This is a genomic window from Mesorhizobium sp. DCY119 (assembly GCF_003590645.1).
Lineage (GTDB): Bacteria > Pseudomonadota > Alphaproteobacteria > Rhizobiales > Rhizobiaceae > Mesorhizobium_M.
The window spans coordinates 4,473,172-4,488,373 of sequence record NZ_CP031834.1 but is presented as its reverse complement, the minus strand read 5'-3'; the positions used below and the strand labels follow the sequence as shown (position 1 = coordinate 4,488,373).

Genomic DNA, 15,202 nt, shown 5'->3' with positions numbered 1-15,202 from the left:
ATGCGTCCCGGCATATTCGCGCTGACGGTGGCTGCACTTTTCGGCCTGAGCTTCGCCATCGTTGCCGGCGGGCACGCGATCACGGCGAATGATGCAGCCTACGATCCGTCGAAGATCGAAGTGCCCGACGAAACCGATCTCCCGCCGATGGATGAGGATTCCTCCCCCTCCGACGACACGCAGCAGAGCTCGCCTGCCGACGACAGCGTCTTGCCGGTCGCTCCGGAAGCCCCGACGCCTGCGCCGGAAAACAACGCCGCGCCATCGACCAAATCCGGCGAGCTGGAGCGCATCGCGCCGCGCGAGCCGCTGAGCCAGCTCGGCCTCGCACTGCCGCCCAAGCCGCCGAAGCCGGTAGCCCCCGAAGACTGGAAGGGCACGCCGCTTTACCAGCCGGTGGCGAGTTCGGCCGGGCAGATCGAGGCCAAGGGCTATTCGATCGCCATTGCCGGCATCGAACCCGTGCCGGCGAGCGACGAGTGCAGCTTCGAAGGTACGTCGTGGCCATGCGGTGCGCGGGCGCGCACGGCGTTCCGTTCCTGGCTGCGCGGCCGCGCCGTCACCTGCACGGTTCCGCCCGAGCCCGACCGCGCCGTCATTTCCGCCGACTGCCGCGTCGGCAAGGAGGATGTCGGCGCCTGGCTGGTGGCCAATGGCTGGGCGCGCGCCGCCACCGGCGGCCCCTATGCGGAGGCCGGCGAAAAGGCCCAGTCGGACAAGAAGGGCATATTCGGTCCGCCGCCGGCGCGCGTCAGCGTGACGCTTTCGCCTTCGACCACAAGCGCCTTGCCGGCGCCGCTTCCGCCGCCGGATGAGTCACCGGGTATTCCGGTCGAGCCACAGGAAACTGTTCCAGTGGCTCCCGGCGCTTTCCCGCCTGCGCCTACGCCGCCAACTGGCCAGCAAGCGCCTTTGCAATGAGCGCGCGCGTCTCGGCAATGCCGTAGAGCGCGGCAAACGAGCCGAAGCGCGGGCCGCGTTCCTGGCCGATCAGCACCTGATAGATCATCTGGAAGAAGGCGACCGAAACGCCGGGCCCGCCTTCCGGGCTCTGCTTGGAATGATCCTGATAGCGCTCGATCTTGCGGGCGACATTGAGCGATGCGTTCTGGATCGCCTCGCTGCTTGCATCCGCCGGCAACTGGCCGAGCGCGTCCGACAGCGCCTGAAGCGCTGCGTTCTCGACCTCGTCCGGGCTTCGGAAGGACTTCGTCGGCTTCACGAAATCGTCGAAATAGCGCACCGCATAGGCGGCCAGCCGGTCGAGCTCGGGATGCGACTTCGGCGTGACATCCTTGGCGTGGCGCGAGATGAAGCCCCACAGCACATCCTTGCTGTCGGCGTTGGAGGCGCTGACGAGATTGAGCAGCAGCGCAAATGTCACCGGCATGTCGATCGCCGGCGGGTTGCCGTCATGCATGTGCCAGACCGGGTTGCCCAGCCGCTCCTTCCACTCCTGCTTGGGGTAAGCGGAAAGGAAGGCGTAGTATTCGTCCACCGCCTTGGGAATGACGTCGAAATAAAGCTTCTTGGCCTGGCGCGGGCGCTGGAACATGTAGAGGCCGAGGCTCTCCGTCGGCGCATAGGTCAGCCATTCGTCGATGGTCAGGCCGTTGCCCTTCGACTTCGAGATCTTCTGGCCGTTCTCGTCGAGGAACAGCTCGTAGACGAAATGCTCCGGCGCGCGGCCGCCAAGGATGACGCAGATGCGGTCGTAGATCGTCTGGTTGGTCTGGTGGTCCTTGCCGAACATCTCGAAATCGACGTTAAGCGCTGCCCAGCGCATGCCGAAATCCGGCTTCCACTGAAGCTTCACGCGCCCGCCGGTCACCGGCAGGGTGGTTTCCTGGCCGTCCTCGTCGTCGAAGGTGATGGTGCCGGCCTTGGCGTCGACATTCTTCATCGGCACGTAGAGCACGCGGCCGCTCTTGGGCGAGATCGGCAGGAACGGGCTGTAGGTTGCCTGGCGCTCTTCGCCCAGCGTCGGCAGCATCACCTTCATGATGTCGTCATACTTGGCGGCGGCGCGCAGCAGCACCTCGTCGAAGCGGCCGGCCTTGTAATATTCGGTGGCGCTGGCGAATTCGTAGTCGAAACCGAAGGTGTCGAGGAAACGGCGCAGCATCGCGTTGTTGTGGTCGCCGAAGCTGGCATAGTCGCCGCCGAATGGATTTGGCACGGCGGTCAGCGGCATGTGCAGATAGGGCTCAAGCCCGGCGCGGTCCGGTACGTTCTCGGGGATCTTGCGCATGCCGTCCATGTCGTCGGAAAAGCACAGCAGCCTGGTCTTGACCTTGTCCTGCGTCAGCACGCGGAAGGCGTGGCGCACCATGGTGGTGCGCGCCACTTCGCCGAAGGTGCCGATATGCGGCAGGCCGGACGGGCCGTAGCCGGTCTCGAACAGGACGGTCTCGGGAAAATCGCGACCTTTGTAGCGCGCGACGATTTTGCGCGCCTCCTCGAACGGCCAGGCTTTGCTTTCCGTCGCGGCCGCCAGAAGTTCGGGGTTGAGATCGATGATGTTTGATCCCGTCATGTCGCCATTCCTGCATAATTTGCCGGCACAGTCCGGCGATGCCTGCTCTAAGGCGCGCGGCAACAAGCGTCAACGATTGCGGGCGTTTTTCCTTGCGGTATGGGTGGCGCCTTCCTAACTTCGAAGCCCATTGCAACCCAAGGACAGCAAATGCCCGGTCCCACCGCCCATGAAGCCCTGATCTACCTGATGGTTGTCACCTCCGCTTCCGATCGCGACATGACCGATCTCGAACTTGCGCGCATCGGGGACGTGGTTCGCTCCTGGCCGGTGTTCGAAGGGTTCAACGACCAGAAACTCGTCCGCATCGGGCAGGACTGCCAGAAGCTGCTGCACGAGCAGGAAGGTCTGGACGGCGTTCTTGCGGCCGCCGCCAAGGCCATACCAAAGCGCCTCCACGACACGGCCTACGCCGCCGCGCTCGAAGTCGCCGCCGTCGATCTCGAAATGCGGCTGGAGGAGGTGCGCGTGCTGCAGCTTCTGCGGCGTCATCTCAGCGTCGAGGAAAAGATGATTTCGGCGATTGAATGGGCGACCAAGGCACGCCACCGCATGCTGACGTGACCGGCAGCATGTGATGGCCGATGCCGCAGGGTCCGAGGCCTTCGTCCGCACGGCCGCCTTCCTGGCGATCTTCCTGGTCATGGCCCTGTTCGAACTGTGGTCGCCGCGCCTGGAACGTCAGGAAATGGCCGGGGCGCTGAAATCGCGCCGCTGGTTCGCCAATCTTTCGCTGGTGGTGATCTCCTCGTTGCTGCTACGTGTGGTCTTTCCCGCTGCTGCCGTTGGAGCTGCGGCCTTTGCCGAGATGAAAGGCTGGGGGCTTTTGCGTGCTGCCGGTCTCGACGGGGTTCTCGGCGGCGTCATCGCCTTCGTCGTGCTCGATTTTGCGGTCTGGCTGGAGCATGTCGCCAGCCACAAACTGCCGGTCCTGTGGCGAATCCATCGCGTGCACCATGCCGATACGGGCTTTGATGTCACCACCGGCCTGCGCTTTCACCCCCTGGAGATCCTGCTGTCCATGGTCTGGAAGGCCGGTGTGGTGATAGCGCTTGGCGCGCCGGTGTTGTCTGTGCTGGTGTTCGAGATCGTACTCAACGGCTCTGCGATGTTCAGCCACTCGAATGTGCGGCTTTCACCCTCGGTCGATCGCTGGCTGCGCAAGGTGATCGTCACGCCGGACATGCACCGCGTCCACCATTCGACGGACCGGCCTGAGACCGACTCCAATTACGGCTTCAACTTCTCGTTCTGGGATCGGCTTTTCAGGACTTACGTCGGCCAGCCGAAACGCGGCCATGACGGCATGGCGATCGGCCTCGAGGAGTGGCGCGATGAAAGACCGTCGCGGCTTGGCTGGCTGCTGGCGTTGCCGTTCAGGGCAGGGCGCTAGATAGACGTCTCTTGAGAAATTGTTTTACTGGCGCTGCAGCGTTCCCGACATCGTTATGCCGCTTGCCGAAGCGGAATACGATATGCTGTTTGCAGACTTCATCGTAATTCGGACGCTGGCCTCTCCGTCGCCGGAGGGTTGCTGGTAGGTGTAGGAAACGGTGTTTCCCGAAACCCGGCCGTTTTGGATCTCGTAGGATTGGCCGTTTGGTGACGAAGAGTTTCCCGTGACCGAGTTCCCGTTAACCCGGAGGTTCAGCGTCATGGGTGCAGAGACCATCATCCAGCCCACCTTCCCTTGCCAGGTTCCGGTAAAGGATTTTAGGCCTTCGCGTCCTTTTTGGTCGCCTCCCTGTGCAGCATTCTGGCGATCTTCAAATGCAGCGCATTTTTCGACCTTGAAATTTTTTCTTGAGATCGGGCGCGTACCGAAGACGCTTTCAGGCTCCGCATTGCCTCCTTTTAGGATGGCGCGCTGGGGCGTGTTGTCCAGATAGTAGTCGACCTTGGAGCAGGTCGGCGCAGAACTGCGAACGATGATTTCCGCGGAGTAGCTGCCCTTGGAGCCTGATGAACTCCTGATCTCGATCTGCGCTTTGCAGCTGCCCACCCGCTTGTTGAAATCACAATCGGCAGCCGCAGCGACCGACCATGACGAAACAACCATGAAAGCCGAACTGACGGCAGAAAGAAGCAGTCGCAAGAACATCCCCTCGCAAAAATAATGGGGCTTACCTGGCGTGTTGCTTCGGGATGCCCGTTGTGACGGGACGATAACGGATCGGCTGGCGCTCCTCACCCTCCAATTGGGTGGTTCGGCCGCTGCAATTCTGTGCACAAGGTTCCACGACAATTCAGGCGCATCTGCGCTGGCGAGCGGGGGCTTTGATGTCGCGACGACACTTCACGGTAGAAGCAGTGGTTTCGATGGGTTTTCTCGGTGTTGTGCTTGCTGCCTCCTTGCCATCCGAGGTGATAGCAGCGGCACAATGCAATTTCGACAAGCCTGTCGGCTCGTGCACGGGTTCAATAAGTATTGAAAGCTCTGGCGGTTCAAAGCCAAGTTATTCTGCTGAGATTACCGTTCACAGCAGCGCAAACGCATGCTCGAAGGTTGAGTACTATTTGGATTCAACGCCAAACACGACAATTCTTAGAAATTCAAACGCTGAATCGGAAAGCCTGTTCAGCACAAAGCCGATTTCGAAGAAAAACATCAAAATCAAGAAGTGCACCGAGTACGAAGACCAGGGCGCTTCAAACTCTGGCGGTACGAAAGCATGTATGCCGGCAGGACTTCTGAAAGAGGTTGTAACCAGGGAGACTGGTTATGTGCGCGAAAATAAGTGGAAAATCGACCTTGCCCGGAAGAACAGACAAGAGGAGCTTCAGGCGAAGAAAGTGAACTCCGCCTATGTCGCCGAGATGGACCAATTTCTCGCGCAATACGCTCCGTTGGTGGAGGAGAGTGAACGCTTGGCCAGTAAGGCTAAGAAATGCCTCGCCGATCCCAGCTGTTCATGCAGAACCTAGGGTTACCGAAGCCCGCCAGGCTGAGGCTGAGCGCGCCATTACGTGATGGTCTGGTAGGGCTCTAGTAAAAGCCAACCGGAAAATAGCGCAGATACAATTCGGCGAAGGTGCCCTTCACCGATATTTCGTGCAGCGCATAGTTCAGGGCATCCGCCAGTTGCGGATTGTCGGCCTTGGTGGCGATTGAAAGCCCGGTGCCGAGATATTCAGGGGCGAGATAGGGGCCGCCGGCGAAGCGGCAGCAGCCGGCGGCTTCCGATCCGCCCAGCCAGAAGCCGAAGCGCATGCCGTCGCCGAAAGCGCCGTCGAGCTTGTTGGCCTTCAGATCGTCGAATAGCCATTCCTGCTTGGCATAGGTCACCGCCTTCACGTCCGGGAAATAGCTGCGCAGCAGGCGTTCATGCGCCGAGCCGGCGAGAACGCCGATGCGCTTGCCTTCCAGCTTGGCATAGATCGGCTCGGCGACGGCGGACGATCTCGGCATGATGAAACGCGCCGGAAATTGCAGGTAAGGCCGGGAGAAAGCATATTTCGCGCGGTTTTCCTGCGTCACCGCAACACCGGCGATGATTGCTTCACCGTCACCCTTCTGCAAAGCCGCGTCGAGCTCGCCCCAGGGAAGCGCCTGGATCTGGCACTTCGCCGCGATATCGAGTTCGGCGCAGATTGCGCGGGCAAGGTCGACATGAAAGCCCGAAAGCCGCCCGTTTCCATCGAGGAAATTGAACGGCGGAAAATCGGTGGTGGTCAGGAAGCGCAGTCTCTCAAGCGTCGAAAGGTCCGGCTTGGGCAAGCGCTCCTTGGTGTCCCAGAAAACCGGAACATCAGGTCCTGCCGCACGCGCCGGTGCGCTCAGCGCTGTCAGCGCGCAACAAACGGCAATCAGGATCGAACGTGCTTTCATGAAACGCCTGGCAATGCGAACAAGTGCATAGACCTTTAGCCTTCCCGTGGCCGGCAGGCAAAAACATTGTCGAAAGGCCTCATCTCGTTTGGCCGGCTGATAAATTAGCACTTGCTTTTTTACCATGGCAGCAGGCGTCAGGATGTGCATTAATGCACGCGGGGATTGCAACATGGGGGTGTTGCGATGGCGCATTTTGTGCCGACGCGGGGTTACTGCGGTGGAGGGCATGGGGCACCTGCATTGAGCAGGCCGCCGGATTTGTGTGCGCGTTGTGAATTCGGCGCGGGCGATCGGCAAATCCGGACCGGTGTTCGATGGCTGCGCTAGAATCCGAGCGCGTCCGCGGTTTTTCTTTTCATGAGGCCGAACGGCCTGACGAATTCCATGCCGAAATTGAGGCTGCGAACGGCAGCATAAGTCTTTTTGCGGTTCTCGTGCTGCCAGAGGTGGCGGAATGGCGGCCTGTGCTAGATCGGCTGGGCATTTCCTTCGACGATAGCGTCGTCATCGCCTCGCGCGCGGGCATCAATGGCACGACGTTCCAGGCCGAACTTCTCGTGTCGGGCCTCGTCACGGAAATCGCCTTCTATCGCGCCATCGCCGACGAGCTTGGGATGAGGTTCGAGACGAGGATCAACCCGCACAGCCTGATGCTGCGGGAAGAGCAGGCGCTGACGATGCTGCGGCAGAAGCCGGCAAAGGGCGCGGCGCGGATCGAGGATGGTTTCGGTCGCATCGTCTTTCTCATTGCGCCGGATCTGGCCGGCTGGAAACGCCTGCGCCGTTTCCAAGGCAGCGAGCTCTCCCGGCGTGCGAGAATCGTGGCGCCTGCGGTTCTGCGGCAGGCGGTGTTGCGGCGGTCGCGAAAGACACTGACCGAACGCGCCCTGAACGGTCTCTACGAGCAGCGACCCGATTGCTCTGCCCGCAATGTCCTGAGCGCCTGGCAGGCTTTCTTCCTCGGGGCCTTCGCGGTCACCGTGCCGACCGCGCTGCTTTTGAGATCGACGGCTTTTTTCGTCCTGCTGCATGTCCTGTTCTCGGTATTTTTCCTGGCCTGCGTGGCGCTGCGCATTGCCGCCGCCTTCTGGTTTGAGAAGCGGCCGCCGCAGAGGCCATCGGCGGCGCTGTCGCCTGAGATGCCGGTCTATTCGGTGCTGGTCGCACTCCACCGGGAAGCGGAAGTCGTGCCGCAGCTTCTGGTCGGGCTGAGCAAGCTGCAATGGCCGCGCAGCAAGCTGGAGATCAAGCTGGTTTGCGAAGAGGATGACAAGGAGACGGTCCAGGCAATCCGGGCGCACCCGCTGCGCAGCTATGTCGAAGTGGTGTCGGTGCCGGCGTCGCTGCCGCGTACCAAGCCGAAGGCGCTTGCCTATGCATTGCCGCTGACGAGCGGGGAGTTCGTGGTGCTCTACGATGCCGAAGACAGGCCGCACCCGATGCAGCTGATGGAGGCCTGGCAAAGGTTCGAGGCAGCGGATGCGGAACTTGCCTGCCTTCAGGCGCCGCTCGAGATTTCGAACCGCCGGGCAAGCCTCATCTCGAATATGTTCGGCTTCGAATATGCCGGCCTTTTCCGGCGTCTGCTGCCATGGCTGGCCGCGCACCGGCTGGTGCTGCCGCTCGGCGGCACCTCCAATCATTTTCGCCGCGCGGCCTTGGAAGAAGTGGGTGGCTGGGACCCCTACAACGTGACCGAGGATGCCGATCTTGGCCTGCGACTGGCGCGCTTCGGTTACCGGGCCGACACCCTGTCATGCCCGACGCGCGAAGACGGACCGGAAGATTTCGACACCTGGCTCGCCCAGCGCAAGCGCTGGTTCAAGGGCTGGATACAGACTTTCAAGATTTTACCTAAAGCATTGATATAACAATACTATATTATAAGATTCGCATGCCATATTCAGTATGAAGCAACGATATAGCAACATTTCTCTGAGCGGAGGGCATTTCTCAGTACAAAGGTAGGGGCGTGAAGTGGTGCGATTGGCAGCCCTGAGCATGGACGAAAATCAAGAGCCGGCTCGCCGCATGGTGGAACTGCCGACGAAAACGCGCGAGTTCCTTTCAGAACTCAGCCCGGATGATATCGCCACCATCAAGACCGGCCTGCCGATTATCCGCATGATTGTCACCTTCCCGAAGCCGACAAAGTGGCTGGCGATAACGACCATCGGCATTGCCGTTGGGACCGTCATGTTCTGGGAGTCGGTGACGAAAATCCTGGGCTGGTTCCGACCGCCCCCAGCTTGAATCTTACTATTTTAAGCCAAGGCGCGCTGACTGAATATGGGCCTTTGCTCTCGAAAGGAAATTTTGTTTAATTCGAGATAGATTTCTGTTTAGTTCTGTAAGCTGCTGCGCAGAAGCATCTTCTGACGACATATTTATTACTTCTAGAATTCCGTCCACCAACTCGATTGCTTCATCGTTTAGGAGAGAAAACACATCATCCGACCTGCTTTCGCAAAGAGCATTGAAATCAAAATACCATTCGTCAAATTCCGAAACTTGAACTGCTCGAACGGCTTTTGCGCGCTCTGTTGCATCTGTGGAGTTCTCTCGGATGGATGCCGAGAGACGGCCAATACATGTTGAAAGCGCTTGAAAGGACACCTCAGTGGGGCCAACTACCCACGCGTCAAACGTTTCCCGTTTTTCAGCTTTTGTTCGAAGCCTACTTTCAAGAGAAAGAGTCCAACAGAATGTTCCGATCGAGGCAACTAGCGCAAGCGCCGAGACAATGTCAGAGAACAGTCGTCTCTCCTATATCAGTGGCGCGCGACTTGTTGTGGCATTACGAATCCCAATGTTTACCCACTGCATAGCTTGGTCGCTTGCGGCAAAATGGTACTTTGAAAGAAATCCTTCTTTGCCATTCAGGTGGGCGATGCTCTGTGAAAACAATCCTTGAAAATATGACGGAGAAATGGCGTCAACATAGTCTGGAACTACCACCTCGACGGTTCCGGGTGCTTGGTCAAGCTGATCAATACCGAGTTCGGTACGCGCCGCGACGCCTCTCTCTTTTCCAGAGAGATTCCGAATTCTTCCACCCTTTGTGAGGGTACCCAGATCAACCTTCTCCATTATCATCATCCAAATTTTCCGTTTGTAACGAGCCGTCTAGAACAAATCGCATAGTTATTAGAGTTCCAGGGAATGCTCGGGGCAGGTCCATAACATACCCGCTGTCTGGTTTCTTCAAGACATCATTTTTGAGGTTAAACCATTGCAACCTACGATCATCGTCACTGGTTCCAAACCCTTCAGAGTAAGGCGCTTCAAACCGGATATACGCATTCCCAGACAAAATTGCCACCTTTGGGCCATTTCCGGGGATGCTCGAACGCCCTACCTCATTGGCAAATTCTACCATATCCATCAGTCCAGTGCCACCGCTCGGGTTGCCATTGCCTTGGAGCACTCGAGAGATGCCGTCTTGGAGAGCAAAAACCGTAGCAAGGGTTTCGGCAGAAAGATCCGATCGTGAATGCACTTTCTGGTATTTTGAAATTTGCTCCGTAATCTCAGTTGGAGCCTCCAGAATAGTTTCAGAGATAGGACGGCCAAGATTGAGGAAGCCGAGGTGACAGACGTGCACCAGCGGCGCGTCCTCATCATCGGTGATGGGTCGGCGCGCCATGAAGCCGGCGACAACCCATTCGCCATCGCCCCCGACGCGTCCATGCCTCTCGGCGTTGTTTAATGTTTCCGTAACAATACTTTTGATCCGACCAATGCCGTGTTCGGTAAGCTCGCTGGGCGGATCAAGCTGTTCGAGCCATGAATCCACCCGTTTGGTAATCTCATCTGCACGAATTTCGACTGTAGATGGTTCGGCAGCTAAGTTCGTAGTGGACGAGGTTCCTCCTCTTCGTCGTTGCATTACTGGAAGAGGCCAGACATCATCGGTTGTAACTCCTTGAAATGGCTTCATCCTCAAGAAAGCGCGTAGACCGACTGCCTCCAAGACCTTCCTGGTTGGACCGCTTACGGTTCCTCCCGCAGATAACGGTGCCATTTGCTCCCGCATTATGCCGAAAACCAAATATGGGCCAATGTCAGTGACATATTCATCAAGGAAGTCGATTCGATAGTGAAGAGCGTCGCAATCTGCCTCTGCCATCGATATTAGCGATTGGTAGGTCGGCATAGGGTTATCCAAGAAGGAGAAACCTGTGCATTCGACTTTTGATCCAAGTTTTCTACGAAAGACCGGGCGCCATCTAGAACGTCTGTTCGGGACAAGGGCGTCTAAAATCTCCCCTGTCTTAAAGGCTGCCAGCAGAGCGGCTTGGGAATATGGCGTTCGCCGTTCACGCCGCCGTTTAAGTTCTAACTGCCGAGCGAGGCTGCTTCCGAACGCTGCGGAATTTCCGCTTTGCACGGCGCGCTTGGCGACCAATTTTTTGAGCTTTCGAAAATCGGAGTCGCTCAGACTTCTGAGCTGCTGAACAGTCAGTTTGTCTGTGCCAATTGGCCAGATATCTTCAAAGTTAATTTTTTTCGTCGGCAAAATTTCCCCCGGAGGAGAAATGCGAAAATTCAAACCATTCGTCAATGCCTTACGCTAGTCTGTGCCAGACACTTCGCCTTCTCAATGAGCATTTGGTAGGTCGCAATCACCCGATCACTCTGCTCGATGGCAAACCTCGTGCCGTTAGTAGGATCGTCCAGAACAAACGTCAGCAGCCATTCTCGATGTTTAAGTTCCTCCGAAATAAGACGTTCGAAGAGTGCTATCGCGTCGTCCAATGCCACGGCCAGTCTCCTTGCATGGAAAATGGGGCAAGCCTGGGTATATGCCGGCGAAATTGGTATCCCTGAATTCAGGTATAGACAGCAGTGGCAAAAACGGTGGCGGGCTGGTATTCTGCGCCTTCGAGCCCGTCATGCCCGCGTGTTCCTTCTGGAGCGCGCGGGCTTTTTTGTCGTCTAGCGGGCAAGCATCTGGATTCGCTCGCGTTTCCGAATTGCATTGCCTGGGTTGCAAATCGGCGCATAATTGTCGTGTCGCTGGCCAATCTTCAGGGCGCCGGCGTTTGGAAGAGGTCATCAAGCTTTCGCCCCAACGCAGGAGGAGGAAGCTGTGACCAACCGCCAATCGTTTCACCCCACCGTCTATTTTCCCGATGAACTGTCGATGTTGACACGTGTTTGCAGAAAAGTGCGCAAGGCGAGAGGCATTGAAGCAAACGGAGACGGCGCGAAAGAAATCGCTGACCTCGCCTTTGTCCTCTATTCCTCCGGTATAGATGAGGAAAAAGTCCTGGTTCAAAAACTCAGGCAGCGAGCGTAGGCGGTTTCCCGATCGCCAAGCTGCTTCCCGTTACTCCGAAAGGGGTGGCGGGCTTTCCATGCGCACGAATGTTTCCCTTTTTTGTACCGGTGGTCACTTTTGAACAGCGAGTTCTAGACCGAACGTCTATCATCCCTTCTGCACGTACTACCTAACGAACGAACTTCCCGCAGTTCAGCAGTTGCGAAGCCAACTCACCCCCCCCCCCCGCACTTCGCGCTGCACAGCCCCGCCGCTCTGAAAGGGGTGGCGGGATTTTTTAGCAAAATGTCCTAGCGGCGGCTGATCTACATCAGTTTTGCCCGCAATTTTCGGTGGTACTGTCACGTATGCTTGCTCAATGCAGGCTTGGGGCGTTGAGCAGGGGCGGGGGGCATTTGGAGTCTATCCTACCGCACGGCTTCATGAGAGGCCGACACGGCGAGGGTTCCATTCGCCGTATCGGCCAATGCAGCCGGCGGACCCAGCCACGCGATCAGATAATCACTGAATTTCCTGCCCGGCTAGCGAATTTGATTGGAACAGTCGGAGCGCCGAAGCGTTAATTCGGGCCGCCCATTTCGGTTGCCACGCCGTGGCGGCAAGCTGCCGGCATTCCCATAACTCCCCGGCAGCATAACGCTCGCCGTTGCCGCCCTCGCAACGGCGGGCTCCTGGGCAAATCTTCCAACCAGAACGATTGCAACGACTATCGCCACGAGGAGTGGCACTATTGCAATCAGGATCGACGGGCGAGCATGCTTTGGCCGGTTGTCATTGTCCGGTCCTCGAAATTAAAGTTTCATCAGTTATTGCAGAAGTGATCCGACCAGGAAGGCCGCGCTGACGGTGGTCCGCCAGCAACCTTTGCTCCGGTCCAATCGTAACGAGCCTCGTATTTCATAGCTTCCGTTCAGTTCAATCGAACTGAACGACGGGCAGCCTACTGTCCGTCGATCATTTTCGAGACGCGTACTCATTACAATGCGCCGTGAGAGGGTGCAGAAACAGGGTTAAGGATGAATGAAGAGAATGCCGTTGGGACAATCCCTGAAATATGCCTTTCGAGAAATATCAATGTCTTTCCTTATTAATCCTCGCATTTTTTATTGTTTCAACAGTAACTTAGAGGAAATCGGGCATCGAGGATTAGTTTCGTAGCAATTATGAAATCGAAGACCTTATCTGTTTGCGCGCAAATATTCAGCGCACACGGCATTGAAGGGAGATATCGATGCACGGAACTGTGACAGCATTCCGTCGCGCCCGCATTGTCCGGCGCGATGATACGTGGACCTACTCTGAAAGCGAGGTTCTTAAGAAACACTGGCCTGATGTAGATTTGATACGACGACATCTGAAATACCGCACCGAACGTGCAATAAGAAACATGGCGAAGCGGTGCGGGCTGATACCAGAAAGAGTTCAACACATATGGACTGCTGCCGAACAATCGAAGCTACGCCGACTTGCGGTTACCGGAGTGACGCGCAAAGAGATAGCCGCCGAACTCGGGCTTAGCGTTCAGCAGGTCGCTGGCCGCATGATGTATTCCAAAATCCACTTGGCAAAGCGTCCGCCAAAACTAGTCGGAGACCCGATTGTCGACGCGATCCGCCTAAGGGCCTTTGACATGAAAATGAGCATAGCTGATTTGGACAGATCCCTTGGCCGGACAAAAACATTCCAGACTTGCACCCATGGTAAACCGATAAGCCCGGCTCATATTTATCGCGCGGTTCGAGCCTTGGGCGGCAGGATGGTCGTCGAATGGATCGATGAGTGAAACCGGCGCGGCGACACATCGAGAATGCTATCGAACGATTGATTGGCATCCTGGATGAGTTAGACGGCGATCCGGACTTTGAACCGGAACCGTTTGAAGAGCAGCATGACAATGAAGACGATCCGGCAGAGCTTGGAATAGCGGACAAAGCATCGCTGGCTTTTGTTCTGGCTGCATTGTCCAGTCGCAATCGACGTTGACCCCAATGGTACAAGCCGGCCCGTTCTGGGCCGGCTTATTCTTGGACGCTAGTCGTCATTGGTCGCATTTAAATCTTCAGGCCGTTTGCCGTCCAATGACGCCTTTGGCCTCGCCATCCTTACGCCTGCGCCGCCGCCATTCTCCGGTATGAACTGTATACCGGCCTGCTCAAACGTGAGCCGTAATAGCTTCTGGTTCGAGTCGCGCATCTCCCCGCCTTTCTCAAATGCCCGAATGGAAACGGCACTGATCGAAACACGGCTAGCTAGGTCCGCTTGCGTCCAATTCAGCAGGGCGCGAGCCGCACGGCATTGTTCTGGAGATATCATAAACTTTCCTTTTTCATAACTTCGTGCTTGAAAGCGAAAGCTACATGAATTATGTAAATAGAAAGTTAGCACCTCAAAACGAAAGTTTCAAGGAACGTCCCATGTTCAATCGCTCGAAAATCATGACGGCAGCCTGGGCCATCGTCCGCAACCTAATGAACCTCTATCGCTCACCGTTTCGTGCCGCATTGTTATCTCGCGCTCTGCGTACGGCTTGGGGCCAGGCACGATTTGCCAACTACAGCCCAGGAGACCGACTTGCGGTCCACACCGCTCTGAAAGCCGCATACCCGATCGCGGGAGAATAATCCATTCAACCTAGCTAGGGAGAAAGACCGATGCCGAACACCCTCGTTCCGGCAGCCGCTGAAGGCTTGCCAAGAATTTCCCGCCGCTTGTTCATGCGCGGTACAGTAGCCGCGAGCGCAGCGGCTGCCGCAATAGCGGCCCCTGCCGTTATCGAGGCTGCGGCTACTCCATCGGTCGATCTAACGGCTATCCCCACCGAGACAGTGGAGAAGATCAAGGCTTGGCAGCACGCGCACCGCGCATCGGTCCAGACTCACAAAGCCTACAGCGAAAGCCTTCGGGCCAAGCCGATCGACAAGGCCGAATGTAACCGCTGCTGGGAGGCCAATTTAGTAGCCCACCGCGCTGTCGGGCCGGCCCGAGAGGCCATGATTTTCGCTCTGTGGAGGATTTGACATGAACATCACCAGCAACCTCTCCCGCCGCCTGTTCCTTCGCAACACAGCAGTCGCTGGCGCTGTTCTAACCACCGCAGTAGCACCCGCCGTTGCCGCGCCAGTGAGTCTGTCACCTCGTGAACGTCTGCTCGCGGCGCTGGAGGAAGTGAAGGCAGCCGCGCAAGAACTATGGCCGGACATCGAGGGATGGACTGAGCCAGCGGTTCCAACCGACGCAGAAGGCCCGTACGTAGCCATCCCGGTTATGCTGATTGCGCATAAGCCCGCGCTTCCAGTCCATCTCGAATGGTCGGGGCCGGCGATCTACGAGATACAGGACGGCAAGTACCGCCCCGTCTACTTCATCGATCGCGTCTACGCTGAAATGGACAAGTGCTACATGTACCGCGCCTGCCATTGGTGGAAAGGTCGCAGCGACGGGCCGAACGTCTACTTCAGCGACCGGACGCTAAAAATCATTCGCAAGGTGAGGGAGGTATGACCACGCCCATCACCCGCCGCTCACCATCACCGGGGCCGCTGCCCTTCTC

At 57.6% G+C, this 15,202-nt stretch carries 17 protein-coding genes; 11 read left to right on the top strand and 6 right to left on the bottom strand.

Annotation, left to right across the window (positions count from 1 at the left end; all coding sequences use genetic code 11):
• The gene (locus DZG07_RS21965) at window positions 1-921 is read left to right on the top strand and encodes a thermonuclease family protein (protein WP_119820885.1); all 921 of its coding nucleotides are present in this window, start codon (window positions 1-3) and stop codon (window positions 919-921) included.
• Here the strand turns inward: DZG07_RS21965 and DZG07_RS21960 are convergent.
• Window positions 884-2,536: a lysine--tRNA ligase gene (locus DZG07_RS21960; protein WP_119820883.1), complete on the bottom strand. Its 1,653-nt coding sequence runs from the start codon at window positions 2,534-2,536 to the stop codon at window positions 884-886. The two genes, DZG07_RS21965 and DZG07_RS21960, sit on opposite strands and share 38 nt — an antisense overlap.
• A 150-nt stretch (window positions 2,537-2,686) precedes the next feature.
• Between DZG07_RS21960 and DZG07_RS21955 the strand changes: the two genes are divergently transcribed.
• Both DZG07_RS21955 and DZG07_RS21950 read left to right on the top strand, forming a co-directional pair.
• Window positions 2,687-3,100, top strand: coding sequence for a tellurite resistance TerB family protein (locus DZG07_RS21955; protein WP_091917916.1), 414 nt, complete (start codon window positions 2,687-2,689; stop codon window positions 3,098-3,100).
• Window positions 3,101-3,113: 13 nt separating this feature from the next.
• On the top strand, window positions 3,114-3,929 hold the full coding sequence (locus DZG07_RS21950; protein ID WP_119820881.1) for a sterol desaturase family protein: 816 nt from the start codon (window positions 3,114-3,116) through the stop codon (window positions 3,927-3,929).
• A 24-nt stretch (window positions 3,930-3,953) separates the two neighbouring features.
• Here DZG07_RS21950 and DZG07_RS21945 read toward each other — a convergent pair whose 3' ends face one another.
• Window positions 3,954-4,631, bottom strand: coding sequence for a hypothetical protein (locus DZG07_RS21945; protein ID WP_133304789.1), 678 nt, complete (start codon window positions 4,629-4,631; stop codon window positions 3,954-3,956).
• Window positions 4,632-4,816: 185 nt separating this feature from the next.
• Between DZG07_RS21945 and DZG07_RS24055 the strand changes: the two genes are divergently transcribed.
• Window positions 4,817-5,461, top strand: coding sequence for a hypothetical protein (locus DZG07_RS24055; protein ID WP_162931696.1), 645 nt, complete (start codon window positions 4,817-4,819; stop codon window positions 5,459-5,461).
• Between the two features lie 61 nt (window positions 5,462-5,522).
• Here the strand turns inward: DZG07_RS24055 and DZG07_RS21935 are convergent, their stop codons facing one another.
• Window positions 5,523-6,365, bottom strand: a complete 843-nt coding sequence (locus tag DZG07_RS21935; RefSeq protein ID WP_091917936.1) for a transporter substrate-binding domain-containing protein — start codon at window positions 6,363-6,365, stop codon at window positions 5,523-5,525.
• 317 nt (window positions 6,366-6,682) lie between these two features.
• Here DZG07_RS21935 and DZG07_RS21930 point away from each other — a divergent pair, with 317 nt between their 5' ends.
• Together DZG07_RS21930 and DZG07_RS21925 are read left to right on the top strand one after the other, a co-directional pair.
• Window positions 6,683-8,239, top strand: a complete 1,557-nt coding sequence (locus DZG07_RS21930) for a glycosyltransferase family 2 protein (RefSeq protein ID WP_119820875.1) — start codon at window positions 6,683-6,685, stop codon at window positions 8,237-8,239.
• 130 nt (window positions 8,240-8,369) lie between these two features.
• Window positions 8,370-8,621 carry a hypothetical protein gene (locus tag DZG07_RS21925; RefSeq protein ID WP_119920316.1) on the top strand — a complete coding sequence of 84 codons (252 nt, stop codon included), beginning with the start codon at window positions 8,370-8,372 and terminating at the stop codon, window positions 8,619-8,621.
• Window positions 8,622-9,134: 513 nt separating this feature from the next.
• Here the strand turns inward: DZG07_RS21925 and DZG07_RS21920 are convergent.
• From DZG07_RS21920 to DZG07_RS21910, 3 genes are read right to left on the bottom strand one after another with little or no spacing between them, the layout of a single operon-like run.
• Entirely contained in the window at window positions 9,135-9,458 is a 324-nt protein-coding gene (locus DZG07_RS21920; protein ID WP_133304786.1) for a hypothetical protein, read from the bottom strand.
• Complete coding sequence (locus DZG07_RS24050) at window positions 9,445-10,932, bottom strand: hypothetical protein (protein WP_133304785.1); 1,488 nt, start codon at window positions 10,930-10,932, stop codon at window positions 9,445-9,447. The genes DZG07_RS21920 and DZG07_RS24050 overlap by 14 nt, the downstream gene beginning before the upstream one ends.
• Window positions 10,929-11,132 carry a hypothetical protein gene (locus DZG07_RS21910; protein WP_119920314.1) on the bottom strand — a complete coding sequence of 68 codons (204 nt, stop codon included), beginning with the start codon at window positions 11,130-11,132 and terminating at the stop codon, window positions 10,929-10,931. The genes DZG07_RS24050 and DZG07_RS21910 overlap by 4 nt, the downstream gene beginning before the upstream one ends.
• A gap of 328 nt (window positions 11,133-11,460) precedes the next feature.
• On the opposite strand from DZG07_RS21910, the gene DZG07_RS24045 reads away from it, so the two are divergent.
• The 5 genes from DZG07_RS24045 to DZG07_RS21885 all read left to right on the top strand — a co-directional run bounded on the left by DZG07_RS24045 (window position 11,461) and on the right by DZG07_RS21885 (window position 15,153).
• Complete coding sequence (locus DZG07_RS24045) at window positions 11,461-11,670, top strand: hypothetical protein (RefSeq protein ID WP_119920313.1); 210 nt, start codon at window positions 11,461-11,463, stop codon at window positions 11,668-11,670.
• A 1,213-nt stretch (window positions 11,671-12,883) separates the two neighbouring features.
• Window positions 12,884-13,435: a hypothetical protein gene (locus DZG07_RS21905; RefSeq protein WP_133304784.1), complete on the top strand. Its 552-nt coding sequence runs from the start codon at window positions 12,884-12,886 to the stop codon at window positions 13,433-13,435.
• A complete protein-coding gene (locus tag DZG07_RS21900; RefSeq protein ID WP_119820863.1) occupies window positions 13,432-13,635 on the top strand; it encodes a hypothetical protein in 204 nt (67 codons plus the stop codon). The genes DZG07_RS21905 and DZG07_RS21900 overlap by 4 nt, the downstream gene beginning before the upstream one ends.
• Window positions 13,636-14,303: 668 nt before the next feature.
• Window positions 14,304-14,669, top strand: coding sequence for a hypothetical protein (locus DZG07_RS21890; protein ID WP_119920312.1), 366 nt, complete (start codon window positions 14,304-14,306; stop codon window positions 14,667-14,669).
• A 1-nt stretch (window position 14,670) separates the two neighbouring features.
• Window positions 14,671-15,153: a hypothetical protein gene (locus DZG07_RS21885; RefSeq protein WP_119820858.1), complete on the top strand. Its 483-nt coding sequence runs from the start codon at window positions 14,671-14,673 to the stop codon at window positions 15,151-15,153.
• Window positions 15,154-15,202 lie beyond the last annotated feature (49 nt).

Bases quoted from the DNA above. Each gene is read 5' to 3' on its own strand.
- DZG07_RS21935 (WP_091917936.1), bottom strand. From the start codon at position 6,365: ATGAAAGCACGTTCGATCCTGATTGCCGTTTGTTGCGCGCTGACAGCG.
- DZG07_RS21905 (WP_133304784.1), top strand. From the start codon at position 12,884: ATGCACGGAACTGTGACAGCATTCCGTCGCGCCCGCATTGTCCGGCGC.
- DZG07_RS21960 (WP_119820883.1), bottom strand. From the start codon at position 2,536: ATGACGGGATCAAACATCATCGATCTCAACCCCGAACTTCTGGCGGCC.
- DZG07_RS21885 (WP_119820858.1), top strand. From the start codon at position 14,671: ATGAACATCACCAGCAACCTCTCCCGCCGCCTGTTCCTTCGCAACACA.
- DZG07_RS21955 (WP_091917916.1), top strand. From the start codon at position 2,687: ATGCCCGGTCCCACCGCCCATGAAGCCCTGATCTACCTGATGGTTGTC.
- DZG07_RS21925 (WP_119920316.1), top strand. From the start codon at position 8,370: ATGGACGAAAATCAAGAGCCGGCTCGCCGCATGGTGGAACTGCCGACG.
- DZG07_RS21920 (WP_133304786.1), bottom strand. From the start codon at position 9,458: ATGGAGAAGGTTGATCTGGGTACCCTCACAAAGGGTGGAAGAATTCGG.
- DZG07_RS21890 (WP_119920312.1), top strand. From the start codon at position 14,304: ATGCCGAACACCCTCGTTCCGGCAGCCGCTGAAGGCTTGCCAAGAATT.
- DZG07_RS21930 (WP_119820875.1), top strand. From the start codon at position 6,683: ATGGCTGCGCTAGAATCCGAGCGCGTCCGCGGTTTTTCTTTTCATGAG.
- DZG07_RS21965 (WP_119820885.1), top strand. From the start codon at position 1: ATGCGTCCCGGCATATTCGCGCTGACGGTGGCTGCACTTTTCGGCCTG.
- DZG07_RS24055 (WP_162931696.1), top strand. From the start codon at position 4,817: ATGTCGCGACGACACTTCACGGTAGAAGCAGTGGTTTCGATGGGTTTT.
- DZG07_RS21950 (WP_119820881.1), top strand. From the start codon at position 3,114: ATGGCCGATGCCGCAGGGTCCGAGGCCTTCGTCCGCACGGCCGCCTTC.